The 19,080-nt window shown below is 64.0% G+C and carries 7 protein-coding genes; 6 read left to right on the forward strand and 1 reads right to left on the reverse strand.

Annotated elements, in window-relative coordinates:
• The first annotated feature begins 102 nt into the window (after nt 1-102).
• The 4 genes from CO656_RS13025 to CO656_RS30810 all read left to right on the forward strand — a co-directional run bounded on the left by CO656_RS13025 (nt 103) and on the right by CO656_RS30810 (nt 11,764).
• On the forward strand, nt 103-996 hold the full coding sequence (locus CO656_RS13025; RefSeq protein ID WP_037418277.1) for a LysR family transcriptional regulator: 894 nt from the start codon (nt 103-105) through the stop codon (nt 994-996).
• 347 nt (nt 997-1,343) lie between these two features.
• Complete coding sequence (gene ndvB / locus CO656_RS13030; protein WP_097526075.1) at nt 1,344-9,956, forward strand: cyclic beta-(1,2)-glucan synthase; 8,613 nt, start codon at nt 1,344-1,346, stop codon at nt 9,954-9,956.
• Nucleotides 9,957-10,151: 195 nt separating this feature from the next.
• Nucleotides 10,152-11,306: an OpgC domain-containing protein gene (opgC, locus tag CO656_RS13035; protein WP_097526076.1), complete on the forward strand. Its 1,155-nt coding sequence runs from the start codon at nt 10,152-10,154 to the stop codon at nt 11,304-11,306.
• A 131-nt stretch (nt 11,307-11,437) separates the two neighbouring features.
• Nucleotides 11,438-11,764 carry a nitrilase-related carbon-nitrogen hydrolase gene (locus tag CO656_RS30810; protein ID WP_272938897.1) on the forward strand — a complete coding sequence of 109 codons (327 nt, stop codon included), beginning with the start codon at nt 11,438-11,440 and terminating at the stop codon, nt 11,762-11,764.
• 572 nt (nt 11,765-12,336) lie between these two features.
• Here CO656_RS30810 and CO656_RS13045 read toward each other — a convergent pair.
• Entirely contained in the window at nt 12,337-14,094 is a 1,758-nt protein-coding gene (locus tag CO656_RS13045) for a glucan ABC transporter ATP-binding protein/ permease (protein WP_037418268.1), read from the reverse strand.
• Nucleotides 14,095-14,462: 368 nt separating this feature from the next.
• Between CO656_RS13045 and CO656_RS13050 the strand changes: the two genes are divergently transcribed.
• The gene (locus CO656_RS13050) at nt 14,463-15,203 is read left to right on the forward strand and encodes an autoinducer binding domain-containing protein (protein WP_037390409.1); all 741 of its coding nucleotides are present in this window, start codon (nt 14,463-14,465) and stop codon (nt 15,201-15,203) included.
• A gap of 184 nt (nt 15,204-15,387) precedes the next feature.
• The gene (pyc, locus tag CO656_RS13055) at nt 15,388-18,843 is read left to right on the forward strand and encodes a pyruvate carboxylase (protein ID WP_097526077.1); all 3,456 of its coding nucleotides are present in this window, start codon (nt 15,388-15,390) and stop codon (nt 18,841-18,843) included.
• Nucleotides 18,844-19,080: the final 237 nt, after the last annotated feature.

Consider the following 19,080-nt stretch of genomic DNA (forward strand, 5'->3'; position numbering starts at 1 on the left):
CTCGCGCTAAGGGTGACGACAAGATCATTCTTAATTCTGATCATATCGGAAGGTGACGGGCTTTGATCGCGTTGCTTCCGACTATGTTGATGCGAGGCTGGAATGAAGTTAAGCCGACGACTGGTTCCCGACGTGACGACGCTGCAGGCCTTCGAATGCGCAGCGCGCCACGGCAGCTTCACCCAGGCCGCGGCCGAGCTCAATCTCACCCAAAGCGCCGTCAGCCGGCAGATCAAGGATCTTGAAACGCAGCTGGGCGTGCTGCTCTTCGAGCGGGTCCGCCAGCGGGTCATCCTCTCGGATGCGGGCCAGAAATTCCTGCCGGAAGTTCGCCGCCTGTTACACCAGACCGAGGAGTTGATGGTGCGCGCCATGGCCTCGGCGCGGGCCGATTCGAGCCTTTCGGTCGCCTCGTTGCCGACCTTCGGCAGCCGCTGGCTGGTGCCGCGCCTGCCCGATTTCCTGAGGCGCTATCCCGGTACGGTGTTGAACATCGCCTCGCGCTCCGCACCGTTCGATTTCGACGAGCAGAATTTCGATCTGGCGATTCACTACGGCCAGCCGGTCTGGGCGCGAGCCACCTGCAGCTATCTCTGCAGCGAGGTCATCGTGCCGGTGGCAAGTCCGACGCTTCTCGCCGCGAATTCGGTCGAGGCGCTGGAAGACATCGGCGGCGGCCCGCTGCTTCATCTCGCGACACGGCCGAAGCTCTGGGCGCAATGGTTCGATGCGAACGGCATCGACAGTCACGGTGCCTATCGGGGCAACCGCTTCGACCAATTCGCGATGGTCATCGAAGCGGCTACCGCAGGTCTCGGTTTTGCCCTTTTGCCCCGTTATCTGATCGAGCAGGAACTCGCCGCAGGCACGCTGCGGATTGTACTCGATCGACCGATGCAGACGGAAAACAGCTATTATCTCGTCGTGCCGGAAGGCAAACTGGAAAACCCGATCAGCCGCGCCTTCCGGGAATGGATCAGCGAGCAGGTCGGCTGACGCAGCCGGGGAGGGTGGAAAGCAGCCTTTCCGTGGGTCCCCCTTGGGATTGCGACGCTGCCATATACCAGGAAGGGGCCGGACTTGAGGGAAGCATTCATCGAGCCAGCGGGAGCGCGCCGCCGCGCCGCATCGTTGCCGCGGCCGTCCCGCGCAAATCGTCCAAGACGGTGCTCGCAATCCTTGCAAGCCGAAGGCACTGCGGCTAAAAAATGCCACTTTCATGCATCACGCGGCCGTGACATCCAGCGCGCCGTCGGCTTTGCGATATCTAAGCCCCAGGTCCCGGCCGGCGCCTGCTTCCGCGGGTACCCGGCCCCGGGATGATGAGGGCGGATGGGGGACACATGACTGTGTCTAGAAACGCGCCGGCGCCGCCTGGATCTTCCGGGCCGCAGCCACTTCGGCAGATCAACGAGAACCGGGCCCATCAACCCCGGTTGGAACAAGAATCCATACCCATGCTGCAACAAACGACGTCGTCCAACACACCGCGCGAACCGGAAGCGAAGCAAATCGATTACAACGATTCGATCCGTTCGACCTATTTCTCGATCGACGACCTCAGGGCATGCGGGGCCGAGCTTGCGTTGAACGGCGTTTCCTCCCTGCCGGGGTTCTTTCCCTTCGAGTTCCGCACCAGGCATCGGGAGAACGAAAAGGAAATCTTCCGCGTCTACCGGGCGACGGCGGCCGATGTCGAAGCCGGGGCCTCGATCACTCCGGCGGCCGAGTGGCTGCTCGACAACCACCACGTCGTCGAGGAAGCGATCCAGGAGGTCCGGCGCGACTTTCCGCGAAAATTCTACCGCCAATTGCCGACGCTGTCGGTCTCCGGAACGACCATACCGCGCACCATGGCGCTTGCCTGGCTCTTTGTGGCCCACACGCACAGCACAGTTTCGCGGGAGACCGTCACCGCGATGGTGGAAGGCTTCCAGGAGCATGAGACCTTAAAGATCGGCGAGTTGTGGGCACTGCCGTCGATCCTTCGCTTCGTGCTCATCGAAAACCTCAGACGCATCGCGATCCGCGTCGAACGCTCACGCGGCATGCGGCGGAAGGCGAACGAGGTGGCCGACCAGATCATCCGCCTCGGCGATCCGGATCGATGCCGGGCGCTGCTGGCGGACTCGGAAGCGCTCGCCGCCGACAATACCTTCATCGCCCAGCTTCTCTACCGCATGCGCGACGGGTCGCAGACCTCCGGCGCGGTCATCGCCTGGATCGAGGAGCGGCTGGAGCGCCGCGGCACCGACGTCGAGGAGGCGCTGGTTGCCGAGCAGAACCGCCTGTCGTCCGGGAATGCGACGATGAGCAACATCATTCGCGGCCTGCGCGAAATCGACGACACCGACTGGGCCGTCTGGTTCGAGAGCGTCAGCAAGATCGACGCGACGCTGCGCGAAGGCTCCGACTATTCGGCGCTCGATTTCGGCTCGCGCAACAAGTATCGCGACACGATCGAAAAGCTCGCCCGCCGGTCCGGCTACAGCGAGCACGAGGTCACCGAAACCGCGATCGAGATGGTCGAGGAGGCGAAGGCCGCCGCCGCCGTCGAGGCTCCGCTGCATGAGCCTAATGTCGGCGCTTTCCTAGTCGGCAAACGCCGCAAGGATCTGGAGAGGCGGATCGGCTATTCACCGTCGGTGCTGCAGCGGATGATCCGCCTGGTGCGCAAGCTGGACTGGTTTGCGATCGCCGGGCCGAACATCCTCCTGACCATCCTGGCGATGATCGCCGTCTATGCCTTCGCCAGCCCGATGGACATTCCGAGCGGCGCCAAGCTGATCATGCTGCTGCTTTTCGCGCTCCCGGCCTCCGAGGGCGCGATGGGCCTGTTCAACACGCTCGTCACGCTCTTTGTCAGGCCGTCGCGGCTCGTCGGCTACGAATTTCTCGACGGCATACCCGAGGATGCCCGCACGCTGGTCGTGGTGCCGTGCCTGATCGCCAAGCGCGACCACGTCGACGAACTGGTGCGCAATCTCGAGGTCCACTATCTCGCCAACCCGCGCGGCGAGATCTATTTCGCCCTCTTGAGCGACTGGGCAGACAGCAAATTCGAGGAGACGCCCGCCGATTCGGATGTGCTCGAATACGCGAAGCGCGAGGTGGCGGCGCTCTCGGCCCGCTACGCCTATGACGGCAGGACCCGCTTCTTCCTGCTGCACCGCCGCCGGCTCTACAACGAGGCCGAAGGCGCCTGGATGGGCTGGGAGCGCAAGCGCGGCAAGCTGCACGAGCTCAACCTGCTGCTGCGCGGCGATCGCGACACCTCGTTCCTCCAGGGCGCCAACACCGTGCCGGAGGGCGTGCAATATGTCATGACGCTTGATTCCGACACGCGCCTGATGCGCGACGCGGTGACGAAGCTGGTCGGCAAGCTTTACCACCCGATCAACCGGCCGGTCGTGGATCCCCATGGCCAGAAGGTCGTCGCCGGCTACAGCCTGCTGCAGCCGCGCGTGACGCCGTCGCTGACGACGGGCAGCGAGGCCTCGGCCTTCCAGCGCATCTACTCGATCAACCGCGGCATCGATCCCTATATCTTCACCGTCTCCGACGTCTACCAGGACATCACCGATGAAGGCAGCTTCACCGGCAAGGGCCTCTACCACGTTGATGCCTTCGAAGCTGCGCTCAAGGGGCGCATCGAAGAGAATGCGGTGCTCAGCCACGACCTGCTCGAGGGCTCCTATGCGCGCTGCGCGCTGGTCACCGACATCGAGCTCGTGGAGGACTTTCCGACCCGCTACGAGGTGGAAATGTCGCGCCAGCACCGCTGGGCGCGCGGCGACTGGCAGCTCCTGCCTTACATCTTCAGCCTGGCGAACGGCCTCTCCATGCTCGGCCGCTGGAAGATGTACGACAACCTGCGCCGTTCGCTGATCCCCGTCGCCTGGCTCGCGGCCTCCGTCATGGGTTGGTACTACATGGAGCCGGCGGATGCGCTGATCTGGCAGATCGTGCTGATCTTCAGCCTGTTCGTCGCCCCGACGTTGTCGCTCATCAACGGCATCATGCCGCGCCGCAACGATATCGTCGCCCGCGCGCATATCCACACGGTGCTTTCCGACATCCGTGCCGCCAATGCCCAGGTCGCGCTGCGCATCGTCTTCATCGCCCACAATGCGGCGATGATGGCGGACGCGATCGTCCGCTCGCTCTACCGCACCTTCGTCAGTCGCAAGCTGATGCTCGAGTGGCGCACGGCCGCGCAGGTCCAGAGCGCCGGCCATGGCTCGATCGGCGACTATTTCCGCGCCATGTGGACGGCGCCGGCTCTCTCCCTCGTCTCGCTAGCGCTCGCCGCCATCTCCGACACCGGGCTGCCCTTCATCGGCATTCCCTTTGCCCTGGTCTGGGCGGCGTCGCCGGCGGTCGCATGGTTCGTCAGCCAGTCGGCGGAAACCGAAGACCAGCTCGTCGTCTCCGACGAGGCGATCGACGAGATGCGCAAGATCGCCAGGCGCACCTGGCGCTATTTCGAGACCTTCGTAACCGCCGAGCAGAACTTCCTGCCGCCGGACAATTTCCAGGAAACGCCGCAACCGGTGCTGGCGGAACGCACCTCGCCCACGAATATCGGCGTCTATCTTCTCTCGGTGATGTCGGCGCGCTCCTTCGGCTGGATCGGCTTCGAGGAGACGATCACCCGGCTCGAGCAGACCATTGCGACGATCGATCGCATGCCCAAATACCGCGGCCATCTGTTCAACTGGTACCGCACGCGGGGCCTCGAAACGATGGAGCCGCGCTATATCTCGTCGGTCGACAGCGGCAATCTCGCCGGTCACCTGATCTCGGTCTCGTCCATGTGCCGGGAATGGGCCGAGGCGCCCTCCGCCCATGTCCAGGGCAATCTCGACGGCATCGGCGACGTAGCGGCGATCCTTGCCGAGGTTCTGGCCGAATTGCCGGACGACCGCAAGACTGTCCGGCCCCTCAGGAAGCTGATCGAAGAGCGTATCGCCGGCTTTCAGAACGCGCTCGCCGCGGTCAAGCGGGAGCACGAATTCGCGTCGATCCGGGTCATCAACCTGGCGGTGCTTGCCCGCGACATGCACAAGCTGACCCTCAATCTCGACCACGAGGTCCGCAGCGCCCAGAGCGGCGAAGTGGCGAAGTGGGCGGGCTCGCTGGTGGCGACCTGCGAGGCGCACATCGCCGACGGCGTCTTCGATCTGGGTGCGATCGATTCGCTGCGCCAGCGCCTGCTGGTGCTGAAGGACCGGGCCCGCGACATCTCCTTCTCGATGGATTTCAGCTTCCTGTTCCGGCCGGAGCGGCGGCTGCTGTCGATCGGCTACCGGGTGAACGCCAACGAGCTCGACGAGGCCTGCTACGACCTCCTGGCTTCGGAAGCGCGGCTGACCAGCCTGTTTGCGATCGCCAAGGGGGATCTGCCGACCGAGCATTGGTACAAGCTCGGACGGCCGATCGTGCCGATCGGTGCGCGCGGCGCGCTCGTCTCCTGGTCCGGCTCGATGTTCGAATATCTGATGCCGCCGCTCGTCATGCAGGAGCGCCAGGGCGGCATCCTGAACCAGACGAACAATCTGGTGGTGCAGGAGCAGATCAACCATGGCCGGCGTCTCGGCACCCCGTGGGGAATCTCCGAGGCTGCGTTCAACGCGCGCGACCACGAACTGACCTACCAGTACACCAATTTCGGCGTGCCGACGCTTGGCCTCAAGCGCGGTCTCGGCCAGAACGCGGTGATCGCGCCCTATGCGTCGATTCTGGCCTGCATGTACGATCCGAAGTCGGCGCTCGCCAATCTCGCGCGCCTGCGCGAGGTCGGGGCGCTGGGTGCCTATGGCTACCATGATGCGGTGGATTTCACGCCAACGCGGGTGCCCGAAGGGCAGAAATGCGCCGTCGTGCGCAACTACTATGCCCACCACCACGGCATGTCGATCGCCGCGGTCGCGAACGTCGTCTTCAATGGACAGTTGCGCGAATGGTTCCACGCCGACCCGGTCATCGAGGCGGCGGAACTGCTGCTGCAGGAGAAGGCGCCGCGCGACATTCCGGTGATGGCGGCCAAGCGCGAGCCCGAATCGCTCGGCAAGGGCCAAGCCGACCTGCTTCGCCCGGAGGTCCGGGTCATCGAAGACCCGCTGTCGCAGGATCGGGAGACGGTTTTCCTGTCGAACGGCCACTATTCGATCATGCTGACGGCGAATGGCGCCGGCTATGCGCGCTGGAACGGCCAGGCGGTCACCCGCTGGAAACCGGATCCGGTAGAAGACAGGACGGGAACGTTCATCTTCCTGCGGGACACCGTGTCCAGCGAGTGGTGGTCGGCGACCGCCGAGCCGCGCCGCATCGAGGGCGAGAAGACGCTGACCCGCTTCGGCGACGACAAGGCCGAATTCGTAAAGACAGTCGGCGATCTGACGAGCGAAGTCGAATGCATCGTCGCCACCGAACACGATGCCGAAGGCCGCCGGGTGATTCTGCTCAATACGGGCACGGAAGACCGCTTCATCGAGGTCACCTCCTATGCCGAGCCGGTGCTTGCCTATGAAGACGCCGACAGCGCGCATCCGGCCTTCTCGAAAATGTTCATCCGCACCGAGATCAGCCGGCAGGGCGACGTCATCCGGGTGTCGCGCAACAAGCGCGGCCCCGGCGATCCCGATATCGAGGTCGCGCATCTCATCACCGACAATGCCGGGAGCGAGCGCCACACCCAGGCGGAAACCGACCGTCGCCGCTTCCTCGGCCAGGGCCGCACTTTGTCGGAGGCCGCTGCCTTCGACCCGGGCGTGAGCCTGTCGGGCACGGACGGCTATACGCTCGATCCGATCATGGCGCTCCGGCGCGTCGTCAGGGTTCCGGCCGGCAAGAAGGTCAGCGTCATCTTCTGGACGATCGCCGCCCCGGACCGCGAGGCGGTCGACCGGGCAATAGACCGCTATCGCCACCCGGAAACCTTCAATCACGAACTCATCCATGCCTGGACCCGCAGCCAGGTGCAGATGCGCCATGTCGGGATCAGCTCGAAGGAGGCGGCGAGCTTCCAGATGCTCGGCCGCTATCTCGTCTATCCGGACATGCATCTTCGCGCCGACTCGGCGAGCGTCAAGAGCGGCCTCGCCTCCCAGGCGGCGCTATGGCCGCTGGCGATCTCCGGCGACTTCCCGATCTTCTGCCTGAGGATCAACGACGACGGCGATCTCAACATCGCCCGCGAGGCGCTCCGCGCGCAGGAATATTTGCGGGCCCGCGGCATTACCGCCGATCTGGTGGTGATCAACGAGCGCGCCTCGTCCTATGCGCAGGACCTGCAGCACACGCTCGATTCGATGTGCGAGAACCTGAGGCTGCGCGGCCTGTCGGACGGCCCGCGCCAGCACATCTTCGCGGTGCGCCGCGACCTGATGGAGCCGGAGACCTGGTCGACGCTGATCTCGGCTTCGCGTGCCGTCTTCCACGCCCGAAACGGCACGATCACCGACCAGATCGCCCGGGCCGCCGCCCTCTACGCAAAGCCTGCGGAAGAGGCGAAGGAGCGGCCGCAGATGCTGCTGCCGGTGAACCAGGATGGAGCCGGCGGACGGGAGGCGACCGTCTCCGGCGAGGATCTCGAGTTCTGGAACGGCTTCGGCGGCTTTGCCGACGACGGCCGCGAATATGTCGTGCGGCTGCGCGGCGGCGAAGCGACGCCTCACCCGTGGATCAACGTCATGTCCAACGAGGGCTTCGGCTTCCACGTCTCGGCCGAGGGGGCAAGCTTCTCCTGGAGCCGCAACTCGCGCGACTACCAGCTGACCCCCTGGACCAACGACGCCGTCGTCAACCGTCCGGGCGAGGCGATCTTCATCCGCGATATGTCCAGCGGTTCGGTGCTGACGCCCTATGCTTCGCTCTCGCGGCGCAAGTCGGCGATCTTCGAGGCGCGCCATGGCCTTGGCTATTCGCTCTTCAGGAGCAAGCAGGACGAACTCGAGATCGAAGCGGCCCATACCGTGCACCGGTCGCTGCCGGCCAAGCTGGTCCGGCTGTCGATCGTGAACCGCGGTTCGGCGACCCGCAAGCTGCGCATCTACGGCTATGCCGAGTGGGTGCTCGGCAACAATCGCAGCCGCACCGCGCCTTTCGTGCTCAGCGAATGGCAGGCTGCTTCGAAGGCGCTTCTCGCGACTAATCCCTATAGCATCGATTATGCCGGACGGACGGCCTTCTTCGCCATCGACGGCGCGCCGGCGAGCTACACGGCGAGCCGCCGCGAGTTCCTCGGCCGGAGCGGCGCAATCCTTGCCGCGCAGGCCGTGCTGTCGGGGGCCGAGCTTTCCGGGGCGATGGAAGTGGACGGCGATCCCTGCGCCGCGCTTGCGACGGATCTCACCATCGAGCCGGGCGCCGAGCGGCAGATCACCTTCTTCCTCGGCGACGCCGACAGCAAAGACCAGGTGGACGGAATTCTCCAAGAATTGCGTGTCGGTTCCTTCGACGGAACGCTGGAGGCGTCGAAGGCCTTCTGGAGCGAGTTCACCGGCGTCGTGAAGGTGAAGACACCCGACCGGGCCTTCAACCACATGGTCAATCATTGGCTCCCCTACCAGAGCCTCGGCTGCCGGATCATGGCACGCTCGGCCTTTTACCAGGCGAGCGGCGCCTTCGGCTTCCGCGATCAATTGCAGGATACGCTCGCCTTCCTCACGCACCGGCCCGAACTGGCACGGGCGCAAGTGCTGAACGCCGCTTCCCGGCAGTTTGTCGAAGGCGACGTGCAGCATTGGTGGCTGCCGGGCTCCGGCGCCGGCGTCCGCACGATGATTTCCGACGACGTCGTCTGGCTCGCCTATGCGGTGGCGCACTATTGCACGGTCACCGGCACGAAGGACATTCTCGACGAGAAGCTGCCCTTCATTGTCGGGCCGGCGCTCGAGGAGGGACAGCACGACAGCTTCTACACGCCGGAAATCGCCGATGAGGTCGCCGACATTTACGAGCATTGCGCCCGCGCTCTCGATCTCGCCATCAAGCGGACCGGGGCCAACGGCCTGCCGCTGATCCTCGGCGGCGACTGGAACGACGGCATGAACCGCGTCGGCGAGGCCGGCGAGGGCACGAGCGTCTGGCTCGGCTGGTTCCTGGCGGGCGCCTTGCGGGCCTTCCTGCCTCATGCGCGCGAACGCAAGGACGAAGCCCGCATCGCGCGCTGGGAGACGCATCTCGATATCGTCAAGCGGGCGCTCGACGAGGCCGGCTGGGACGGCGACTACTATCGCCGCGGCTATTATGACGACGGCACGCCGCTCGGCTCGGCGGAAAACAACGAATGCAGGATCGATTCGATCGCGCAATCGTGGAGCACGCTCTCGGGCGAGGGTGACGCGGAGCGTTCCAGGCGCGCCATGGACGCTGTGTTGGCGGAACTCGTCGATCCGGAAAAGCGCATCGTCCGGCTGTTCACGCCGCCGCTCGAAAAGACCAAGCAGGATCCGGGCTACATCAAATCCTATCCGCCGGGCGTGCGCGAGAATGGCGGCCAGTATACCCATGCGGCCACCTGGGTCGTGCTGGCCTTCGCCACCCAGGGGCGGCCGGAGGAAGCCTGGCGGGCCTTCCAGATGCTGAACCCGATATCGCATGCGCGCAGTCGCGAAGACGCCGAGCATTACCGCGTCGAACCCTATGTGGTCGCCGCCGATATCTATGGCGAGGGCCCGATTGCCGGCCGCGGCGGCTGGACCTGGTATACGGGTTCGGCGGGCTGGCTCTACCGCGCCGGCCTCGAGGGCATCCTCGGCATTCGCCAGCGAGGCGACAGGCTGGCGATCCAGCCGGTCCTGCCCGAACAGTGGGACGGCTATTCCGCCGACGTCCGGCTGAACGGCGCCACGCACCGGATTTCCGTCAGCCGCGACAAAAAAACCGGTGGGGTGATCGTCAGCGTCAATAATAGTGTCACAAAAAACGCGCATGAAGGCATTTTGCTGTAAGCTCCGGAATTGAATCGGAGAGGAACCGGCTTTGTACCGAACGTGCGAGGCCGGTTTCTCTTTGCGCCAATTTTGGAGCGCGCCCTGACTTTCGGGCCGCGATTTCATCGACGCTGCCAAGCGCCCTTTGAGGGCGGCGGCGTCCGGTTTTCAACAAGGGGTGGGGCGGGGCGCCAAATCCCGGATAAGGACCGCATGCTGCAAAAGACTTCTTGGGGCGGCATAGACCGGATCGGAACCGCCCCGGTCACGACAGGGCGCGACACACGCCTCGACGTGTTTAGAGCGCTCTGCCTGTTGACGATCTTCATCAACCACGTTCCGGGCCAGTATCTCGAATACCTCACCCACAAGAACATCGGCTTTTCCGACTCGGCAGAGGCCTTCGTGCTGATTTCCGGCCTTTCGGTCGGCGTCGCCTATTGCGGCCGGTTCGTGGCGGGCGCGCGGTTGGCGCTGACCCTGAAGGTGTGGCGGCGGGCGCTGACGCTCTATGTCGCGCATATCATGACGAGCGTGGTGACGCTGGCAATCTTCGCCGGCGGCGCCCTCTATTTCGGCCGCCAGGATCTGATCGGCGAGATCAACATCCGCCCGATCGTCGATCAGGCCGAGCAGGGCATCGTCGCCATGGTGCTGCTCGGCCACCAGCTCGGCTACAACAACATCCTGTCGATGTATGCGGTGCTGTTCCTGATGCTGCCCGGCATGCTGTGGCTGAATGCCGTCAGCCCGCGATTGCTGTTCGGATTCTCGGCAACGCTTTGGCTGGCCGCCGGCTGCTTCAAGCTGGTGCCGTACAATTTCCTCGACGAGGGCTATTGGTTCCTCAATCCGTGGTCCTGGCAGTTCCTGTTCGTGATCGGGATCATCGCGATGACCCATGTGCGCCGCGGCGGCAGCCTGCCGCGCAGCTGGTGGCTGATCGCGCCTTCCGCAGCCTATCTGATGATATCGGCCGCCTGGGTGCTGTTTTCCTGGTGGAACATCGACCTTTCCTTCGGCCTGCCGGCAGTGCTCACCGGCTTCGACAAGACCTTCCTGTCGCTGACGCGGCTGCTGCACGTGCTGGCGCTTTCCTACCTTTTGGCGATCACTCCACTCGTCAGCCGCCTGACGCGGCTCGACACCAATCATCCGCTGGTGATGATCGGGCGCAATTCCCTGGCGGTTTTCATCTTCGGAACGATCCTCGCCATGGCGGGGCAGGTGCTGCTCTTCGTCACCGGCAAGAACCCGATCATCGGCTCCCTCTTCGTCGTCGCCGGTATCGGCCTGCACTTCGTCTATGCCTATTACCTCGACTGGCTGAAGGAGGTAGGGAGTACGAAGCCGCTGAGGGTGGCATAAGAGCGCACGGATTGGGTCGATTTGCATGAATTCGATGTGGCGTAAGATGCGTCCGAGGCCTCATCGATTAGCGGATGTGGAGGGCTCATTCCTTGAAAGTGCCCACAGCATAGACGCCGGCATCGGCGGCGATTTCGCAAAACGCAACTGCAATAGGCGAGATGATCAGGAGCGCGGCGCTTCAAGGCGCGCGGCTGATCAGCTTCTGCGAAGGCGCGCTGTCGGGCTACGGGAAGGCGCAAATAGGAAGTCCTGATCATTGGCGGGACTTCGATTGGGATCGACAGGAAACCGCGCTTCGGGGTATGGCCGAAGTCTGCAGGCAATTCCGCATCTTTGCTGTCGTCGGTGCTGCGCATCGGCTCTGCGGAACCTACCCGCCGCACAACGGCCTCTACGTGTTCGCGGACGATGGGAAGCTGCTGACGAGATACGATAAGAGATCTCTGCGAGCTTGACGGCTGGTATACGCTAGGACTGCAGCCGGTCACGTTCGAGGTCGATGGTTATCGTTCGGCTGCGCGGTGTGCATCGAGTCGCAATTTCCGGAGATATTCGCCGAGTACGAGCGTCTTGGTGTCGATGCGGTTCTATTTTCCTCCTATGGCAGTTCCCCACATTTCCAAATCGCGCTGCAGGCGTATGCGGGGCTGAACTGCGTCTGGATAGCGGCCGTGACGCCAGCACAGGCTGCCCATGAGGGGGCCGGTGGGATGATCGGCACCGATGGGAGGTGGATCAGTCGAGGCTCGGACGCACTTGAGCCGAGCCTCGCGGTAGCAATGCTCGATCGGGCAGATCCAGCTTATGAAATCGCGCTTCAAAGAGCGCGCCCCTGGCATGCCAAGGCAAGGCAGGGAGACATTTACCGGGAAAAGATGGTGGACGACCCGAGAAGCCTAGACAGGAGCGTCTATTAACCTCGCGCGGACGAGAAGCACATGCGCCTTCCGCGGCCATCGCATTGCCCCAAAAGGAAATGCCCCGAAACGGGTCCGGGGCATTCGTTTGTTCGCAGGCAAGATGGGCGTCACGCCGCCGTGAGGCTCTTGCGGACATCCTCGTCCGTCAGGATACCGCTTGCCCTGAGCAGCGCCGCGAAGCGGCCGTTGCTCTGGCTGAGTTCGCTGAAGCCGCCCATTTCGACGATCCGGCCTTGATCCATGAAGATTACCAGGTCGGCCTCGCGCACCGTCGACAGGCGGTGGGCGATGATGAAGGTGGTGCGGTCCTTGCGCAGCGCATCGATCGCCTCCTTGACGCGCGCCTCGGTTTCCACGTCGAGCGCGCTGGTCGCCTCGTCGAGCACCAGGATCGGCGCGTTCTTGAGGATGGCGCGGGCAATGGCGATCCGCTGGCGTTCGCCGCCGGAGAGCCGGTTGCCGCGCTCGCCGACCATCGTGTCGTAGCCGTTGAGGCGGCCTTCGATGAAGTCGCTCGCGGCGGCAGCCTCGGCGGCGGCCATCACTTCTTCCAGCGAAGCATCCTCGCGGCCGAGGCGGATGTTGTCGCCGATCGAGCGGTTCATCAGGCCGGCGTCCTGGAAGACGGTGGCGATCGAACGGCGCAGCGACTTGCGCGTCACCGTCGAGATATCGACGCCGTCGATCAGGATCTGGCCGTGCTTCGGCTCATGGACCCGCTGCAGCAGGTTGACGAGCGTTGTCTTGCCAGCACCGGTCGGGCCGACGATCGCGACCGTCTGGCCGGCCTTGGCCGTGAACGAGACGTTGCGCACGCCCTGAGCGGAGTTGGCGAAGTCGAAGGAGATGTCGCGGAACTCGACTTCGCCGACGACGCGGGTGAGTTCCTTGGCGCCGGCCGGTTCATCGCGTTCGCGGACCGAATCTTCGAGCTTGTAGAAGTCCTCGAGCTTGGCGCGCGCCTCGAAGATCTGCGTCACGAAGGCCTTCATCTGGTCGAGACGGCCGATCAGCAGGTTGGCGAAGCCGATGAAGGCGATGACCTCGCCGACGCCCAGTTCGCCGCGCTGCACCAGGACGGTGCCGATCACGAGGATCGCCATCATCGAGATGGTCGAGGCGACGCGGTGGAGTGCGCTCGCCAGTGCCCACCAGTCAAGCACCGGGAACTGCGCGGAGAGGAGCCGCTCGGTGAACTTCTTGAGTTCCCGCGTTTCCGCTTCGATACGGTTGTAGCTGTGAACCACGGAAACGTTGCTGATCGAGTCGGAGACGTGAGAGAAGACCGTATGATAATGGTTCTCGACCGAAGCCTGGCCATCCTTCGTGCGCTTCATCACGGCCTTGCTGATCAGCACATAGGCGGCGCCGAGCACGACGAGGACCATCGACAGGCGGAAGTCCATGGCGAAGGCGGTCGGCACCAGCAGTACGAGCGCCACCGCGGTCGCAAGGTGCTGGCGCATGAATTCGAGCCACAGGCCGAAGAGGGTCTCGCAGGCACGCAGCAGCGTGTGCAGCGCATTGGAGGTGCCGCGCTGGCTATGCCAGGAGAGCGGCATGGAGACGATTCGGCCGAAGGCTTCCGTCAGCAGCGTCGCCCGGCGGCCATGTGCAAGGCGGTCGGCCCCGCGGGAGACGAGCACGAAGGCGATCGTGTTGAAGACGCCGAAGCCGGCCCACATAAGCAGCATCGGCGCGACGTCTTTCTGCGTGGAGATCGCGTCGATGATACGGCCGAAGAGGATGGGTTCGGCGATCGTGATGACAGCCAGGACGATATTGGCGATGACGATCGCCCCGACACGAAATTTGTGGACAGCAAGATACTGAAGCGCTCTTGCATACACCTGGAATAAAGACACTGTCTCACCCCTTCTGGGCATCGGATTTTCTGCCGCAACAGTCCTGCGGCACTGCGTTGCGCCCTTGCCGATCAGCGCAGGATTGCCCTGGTAGACCGACAAAGCCGCGCGAGACGGCCCTTGAGAAAAACCTGCGGAAAACGCGGAGCGGGCAAATCAGACGGCTTGATCATCCGGTCCAAGGGAGGAATTGGTGGACGATCCATCGTTCGCAATCTCTTGCCACGACTCCGATTTTTTGCAGGTTTCGTACAGGACCGGGCGTGATAAGAAGAATTATCGCGGTTGCAACATGAATGGCTTCTGAACGGCGTATTCATAGAAGAATTCGCAAGCGCTCGCTGTCCGTTCCGACCACAGGGTGTTCCATGAATATAACGTTGCTCGTACAGTTTCTGGCGCTTCTGGAGGAGATGAAGACGCGCGAGGAAATCCTGCCCGAGTTCGAACGGCTGCTCGACCGCTGCGGCTTCGATTTTTACGGCGTCGTGCGCCAGCCCAAGCCGCACGAGAACCCGCTGCGGTTGCTGCTCGCCGGCCGATGGCCGGAGGGTTGGCCGCAGATCTACATCCGCAAGAAATATGTCGTCATCGACCCGACGATCCGCTATCTCGGCCACGCCCAGCGCGGCTTCCGCTGGCGCGACACGCTCGTCGCCTTCCGCTCCGACCCGCACCGCAAACGCATGGAAAGCATGATGGTCGAGGCCCGCAATCACGGGCTTTTCGACGGCTACATCTTTCCCGTGCACGGCCGGCGCGGGTTGATGGGCAACCTGACCGTCGGCGGCCGGGTGGTCGATCTGAGCCCGGTGGAACTGAGCCTTTTCGACGCGATCGCCAAGCGGCTGTTCTGGAAACTGCTCGAGCTGACCGATCCGGAGATCATGGCGGAGCTCGTCTCGCGCGTCGAGGTGCAGATGACGCGGCGCGAAATGGAGGCGCTGAACTATCTCGCCGACGGCATGACCTCCAACGACATCGGCAAGGTGCTCGACATTTCGAGCCACACGGTCGACTGGTACATGAACGGCATCCAGGAAAAGCTGAAGGCGAAGAACCGCCATCACGCGGTTGCCATCGCCTTCCGGCTGGGGCTGATCTCCTAGCTTCTCAAGTAAAAATCGCCGCCCCAGACTCCTTCTGGAACTGTCCGTACGATCCGAAGCTCCGCCATGACCCAATGGGTTAGGCTTCGTGTCGCATCTGAAATTGCACTTCATTCCTTGACTCGCTAATAGTTCTTTTCGCGGGTGCAGCATTCCGCGTTTCCAAGTCTATGAGGAGTCCGACTTGTCCATTTCGAAGATCCTTGTTGCCAACCGTTCCGAAATCGCCATCCGCGTCTTCCGCGCGGCCAATGAGCTGGGGCTTAAAACGGTCGCGATATGGGCTGAGGAGGACAAGCTGGCACTGCACCGTTTCAAGGCGGACGAGAGCTATCAGGTCGGACGCGGCCCGCATCTTGCCCGCGACCTCGGGCCGATCGAGAGTTATCTGTCGATCGACGAGGTGATCCGCGTCGCCAAGCTGTCGGGCGCCGACGCCATCCATCCGGGCTACGGGCTCTTGTCGGAAAGCCCGGAATTCGCCGAGGCCTGTGCCGCAAACGGCATCACCTTCATCGGACCGAAGCCGGAGACGATGCGCCAGCTCGGCAACAAGGTCGCGGCCCGCAACCTGGCGATCTCGATCGGCGTGCCGGTCGTGCCGGCGACCGAGCCGCTGCCCGACGATCCCGACGAAATCAAGCGGCTTGCGGAGGAGATCGGCTATCCGGTGATGCTGAAGGCCTCCTGGGGCGGCGGCGGCCGCGGCATGCGGGCGATCCGCGATCCCAAGGACCTGATCCGCGAGGTGACCGAGGCCAAGCGCGAGGCCAAGGCCGCGTTCGGCAAGGACGAGGTCTATCTGGAAAAGCTGGTCGAGCGGGCCCGCCACGTCGAAAGCCAGATTCTCGGCGATACGCACGGCAATGTTGTGCATCTGTTCGAGCGCGACTGCTCGATCCAACGGCGCAACCAGAAGGTCGTCGAGCGCGCCCCGGCCCCCTACTTGAGCGAGGCCCAGCGCCAGGAACTCGCTGATTACTCGCTGAAGATCGCCGAGGCGACGAACTATATCGGCGCCGGCACGGTCGAGTATCTGATGGATGCCGACACCGGCAAATTCTACTTCATCGAGGTCAATCCGCGCATCCAGGTCGAGCACACGGTGACCGAGGTCGTCACCGGCATCGATATCGTCAAGGCGCAGATCCACATCCTCGACGGCTTTGCCATCGGCACGCCGGAATCGGGCGTGCCGAAGCAGCAGGACATCCGCCTCAACGGCCATGCGCTGCAGTGCCGCATCACCACGGAAGATCCGGAGCAGAACTTCATCCCGGATTATGGCCGCATCACCGCCTATCGCGGCGCCACCGGCTTCGGCATCCGCCTGGACGGCGGTACCGCCTATTCCGGCGCGGTGATCACCCGCTACTACGATCCGCTTTTGGAAAAGGTCACCGCCTGGGCGCCGAAGCCGGACGAGGCGATCCAGCGGATGAACCGGGCGCTCCGCGAATTCCGCATCCGCGGCGTCGCCACCAACCTCACCTTCCTCGAGGCGATCATCGGTCACCCGAAGTTCAAGGACAACAGCTACACGACGCGCTTCATCGACACGACGCCGGAGCTGTTCCAGCAGGTGAAGCGCCAGGACCGCGCCACCAAGCTCTTGACCTACCTCGCCGACGTCACCGTCAACGGCCATCCGGAGGCGAAGGGCCGGCCGAAGCCGAACGACGATATCGCCGCCCCGGTCGTGCCGTTCATCAATGGCGAGGCGAAGCCCGGCACCAAGCAGAAGCTCGACGCGCTCGGGCCGAAGAAATTCGCCGAATGGGTGAAGGCGCAGCCGCAGGTGCTGCTGACGGACACGACCATGCGCGACGGCCATCAGTCGCTCTTGGCGACGCGCATGCGCACCTATGACATCGCCCGGATCGCCGGCACTTATGCAAGGGCGCTGCCGAACCTGTTTTCGCTCGAATGCTGGGGCGGCGCCACCTTCGACGTGTCGATGCGCTTTCTGACCGAGGACCCGTGGGAGCGGCTGGCGATGGTGCGCGAGGGCGCGCCGAACCTGCTCCTGCAGATGCTGCTGCGCGGCGCCAACGGCGTCGGCTACAAGAACTATCCGGACAATGTCGTCAAATACTTCGTTCGCCAGGCGGCCAAGGGCGGCATCGACGTGTTCCGCGTCTTTGACTGCCTGAACTGGGTCGACAACATGCGCGTCTCGATGGATGCGGTCGCCGAGGAGAACAAGATCTGCGAGGCGGCGATCTGCTACACCGGCGACATTTTGAATTCCGCCCGGCCAAAATACGACCTCAAATACTATACCGATCTCGCGGCGGAGCTGGAGAAGGCCGGCGCCCATATCATCGCCGTCAAGGACATGGCCGGTCTCCTGAAGCCGGCCGCCGCCCGGGTGCTGTTCAAGGCACTGAAGGACGCGACCGACCTGCCGATCCACTTCCACACGCACGACACGTCCGGCATCGCCGCCGCGACGGTGCTGGCGGCGGTCGAGTCCGGCGCCGATATCGTCGATGCGGCGATGGATGCGCTTTCCGGCAACACCTCGCAGCCCTGCCTCGGCTCGATCGTCGAGGCGCTGTCGGGCTCCGAGCGCGACCCCGGGCTGAACCCGGAATGGATCCGCCGCATCTCGTTCTACTGGGAAGCGGTGCGCCACCAATATGCGGCCTTCGAGAGCGACCTCAAGGGGCCGGCCTCTGAAGTCTACCTGCACGAAATGCCCGGCGGCCAGTTCACCAATTTGAAGGAACAGGCCCGCTCGCTCGGCCTCGAGACCCGCTGGCACGAGGTGGCGCAGGCCTATGCCGACGCCAACCAGATGTTCGGCGACATCGTCAAAGTGACGCCGTCCTCGAAGGTGGTCGGTGACATGGCGCTGATGATGGTCTCCCAGGACCTGACGGTTGCCGACGTCGAGAACCCGGCGAAGGACATCGCGTTCCCGGATTCGGTCGTGTCGATGCTGAAGGGCGATCTCGGTCAGCCGCCGGGCGGCTGGCCGGAGGCGCTGCAGAAGAAGGCGCTGAAGGGCGAGGCGCCCTATACGGCGGTGCCGGGTTCGCTGCTGCCGCCGGCCGATCTCGACGCGGAACGCAAGACGATCGAGGAGAAGCTCGGCCGCAGCGTCGATGACTTCGAGTTCGCTTCCTACCTGATGTATCCGAAGGTCTTCACCGACTATGCGCAGGCCTGCGAGACCTATGGTCCGGTCAGCGTGCTGCCGACGCCCGCCTATTTCTACGGCATGGCGCCGGGCGAGGAGCTCTTCGCCGATATCGAGAAGGGCAAGACGCTGGTCATCCTCAACCAGGCGCAGGGCGAGATTGACGAGAAGGGCATGGTAAAGATGTTCTTCGAACTGAACGGCCAGCCGCGCTCGATCAAGGTGCCGGACCGCAACCGCGGCGCTTCCGCCGCCATCCGCCGCAAGGCCGAAGCCGGCAACGCCGCCCATCTCGGCGCGCCGATGCCGGGCGTCATCTCGACCGTCGCGGTTCACCCCGGCCAGCCGGTCAAGGCCGGCGACGTGCTGCTCTCCATCGAGGCGATGAAGATGGAGACGGCGCTGCACGCCGAGAAGGATGGCGTCGTTGCCGAGGTGCTGGTCCGGGCCGGCGATCAGATCGATGCCAAGGATCTGCTGGTGGTGTTTGGCTGATAAGGGCAACCCTTCAATACAAACGGCCGGAGTGATCCGGCCGTTTGTATTTGCTGTAAGGCGAAGGTGACAACGGTCTGCAGCGGAGCCCAGCTTCCCCCGTCGTCATCCTCGGGCTTGACCCGAGGATCCATGCACGAGCTGCAACCTTCACGGAGCGGTCCACACGCAGGACCCTTGCGACTGGGTTCGGAACGCGATGGACCGGATGCTTGCGTGTGGATCCTCGGGTCAAGC

The organism is Sinorhizobium sp. FG01 (assembly GCF_002531875.1).
GTDB classification, from domain to species: domain Bacteria; phylum Pseudomonadota; class Alphaproteobacteria; order Rhizobiales; family Rhizobiaceae; genus Sinorhizobium; species Sinorhizobium fredii_C.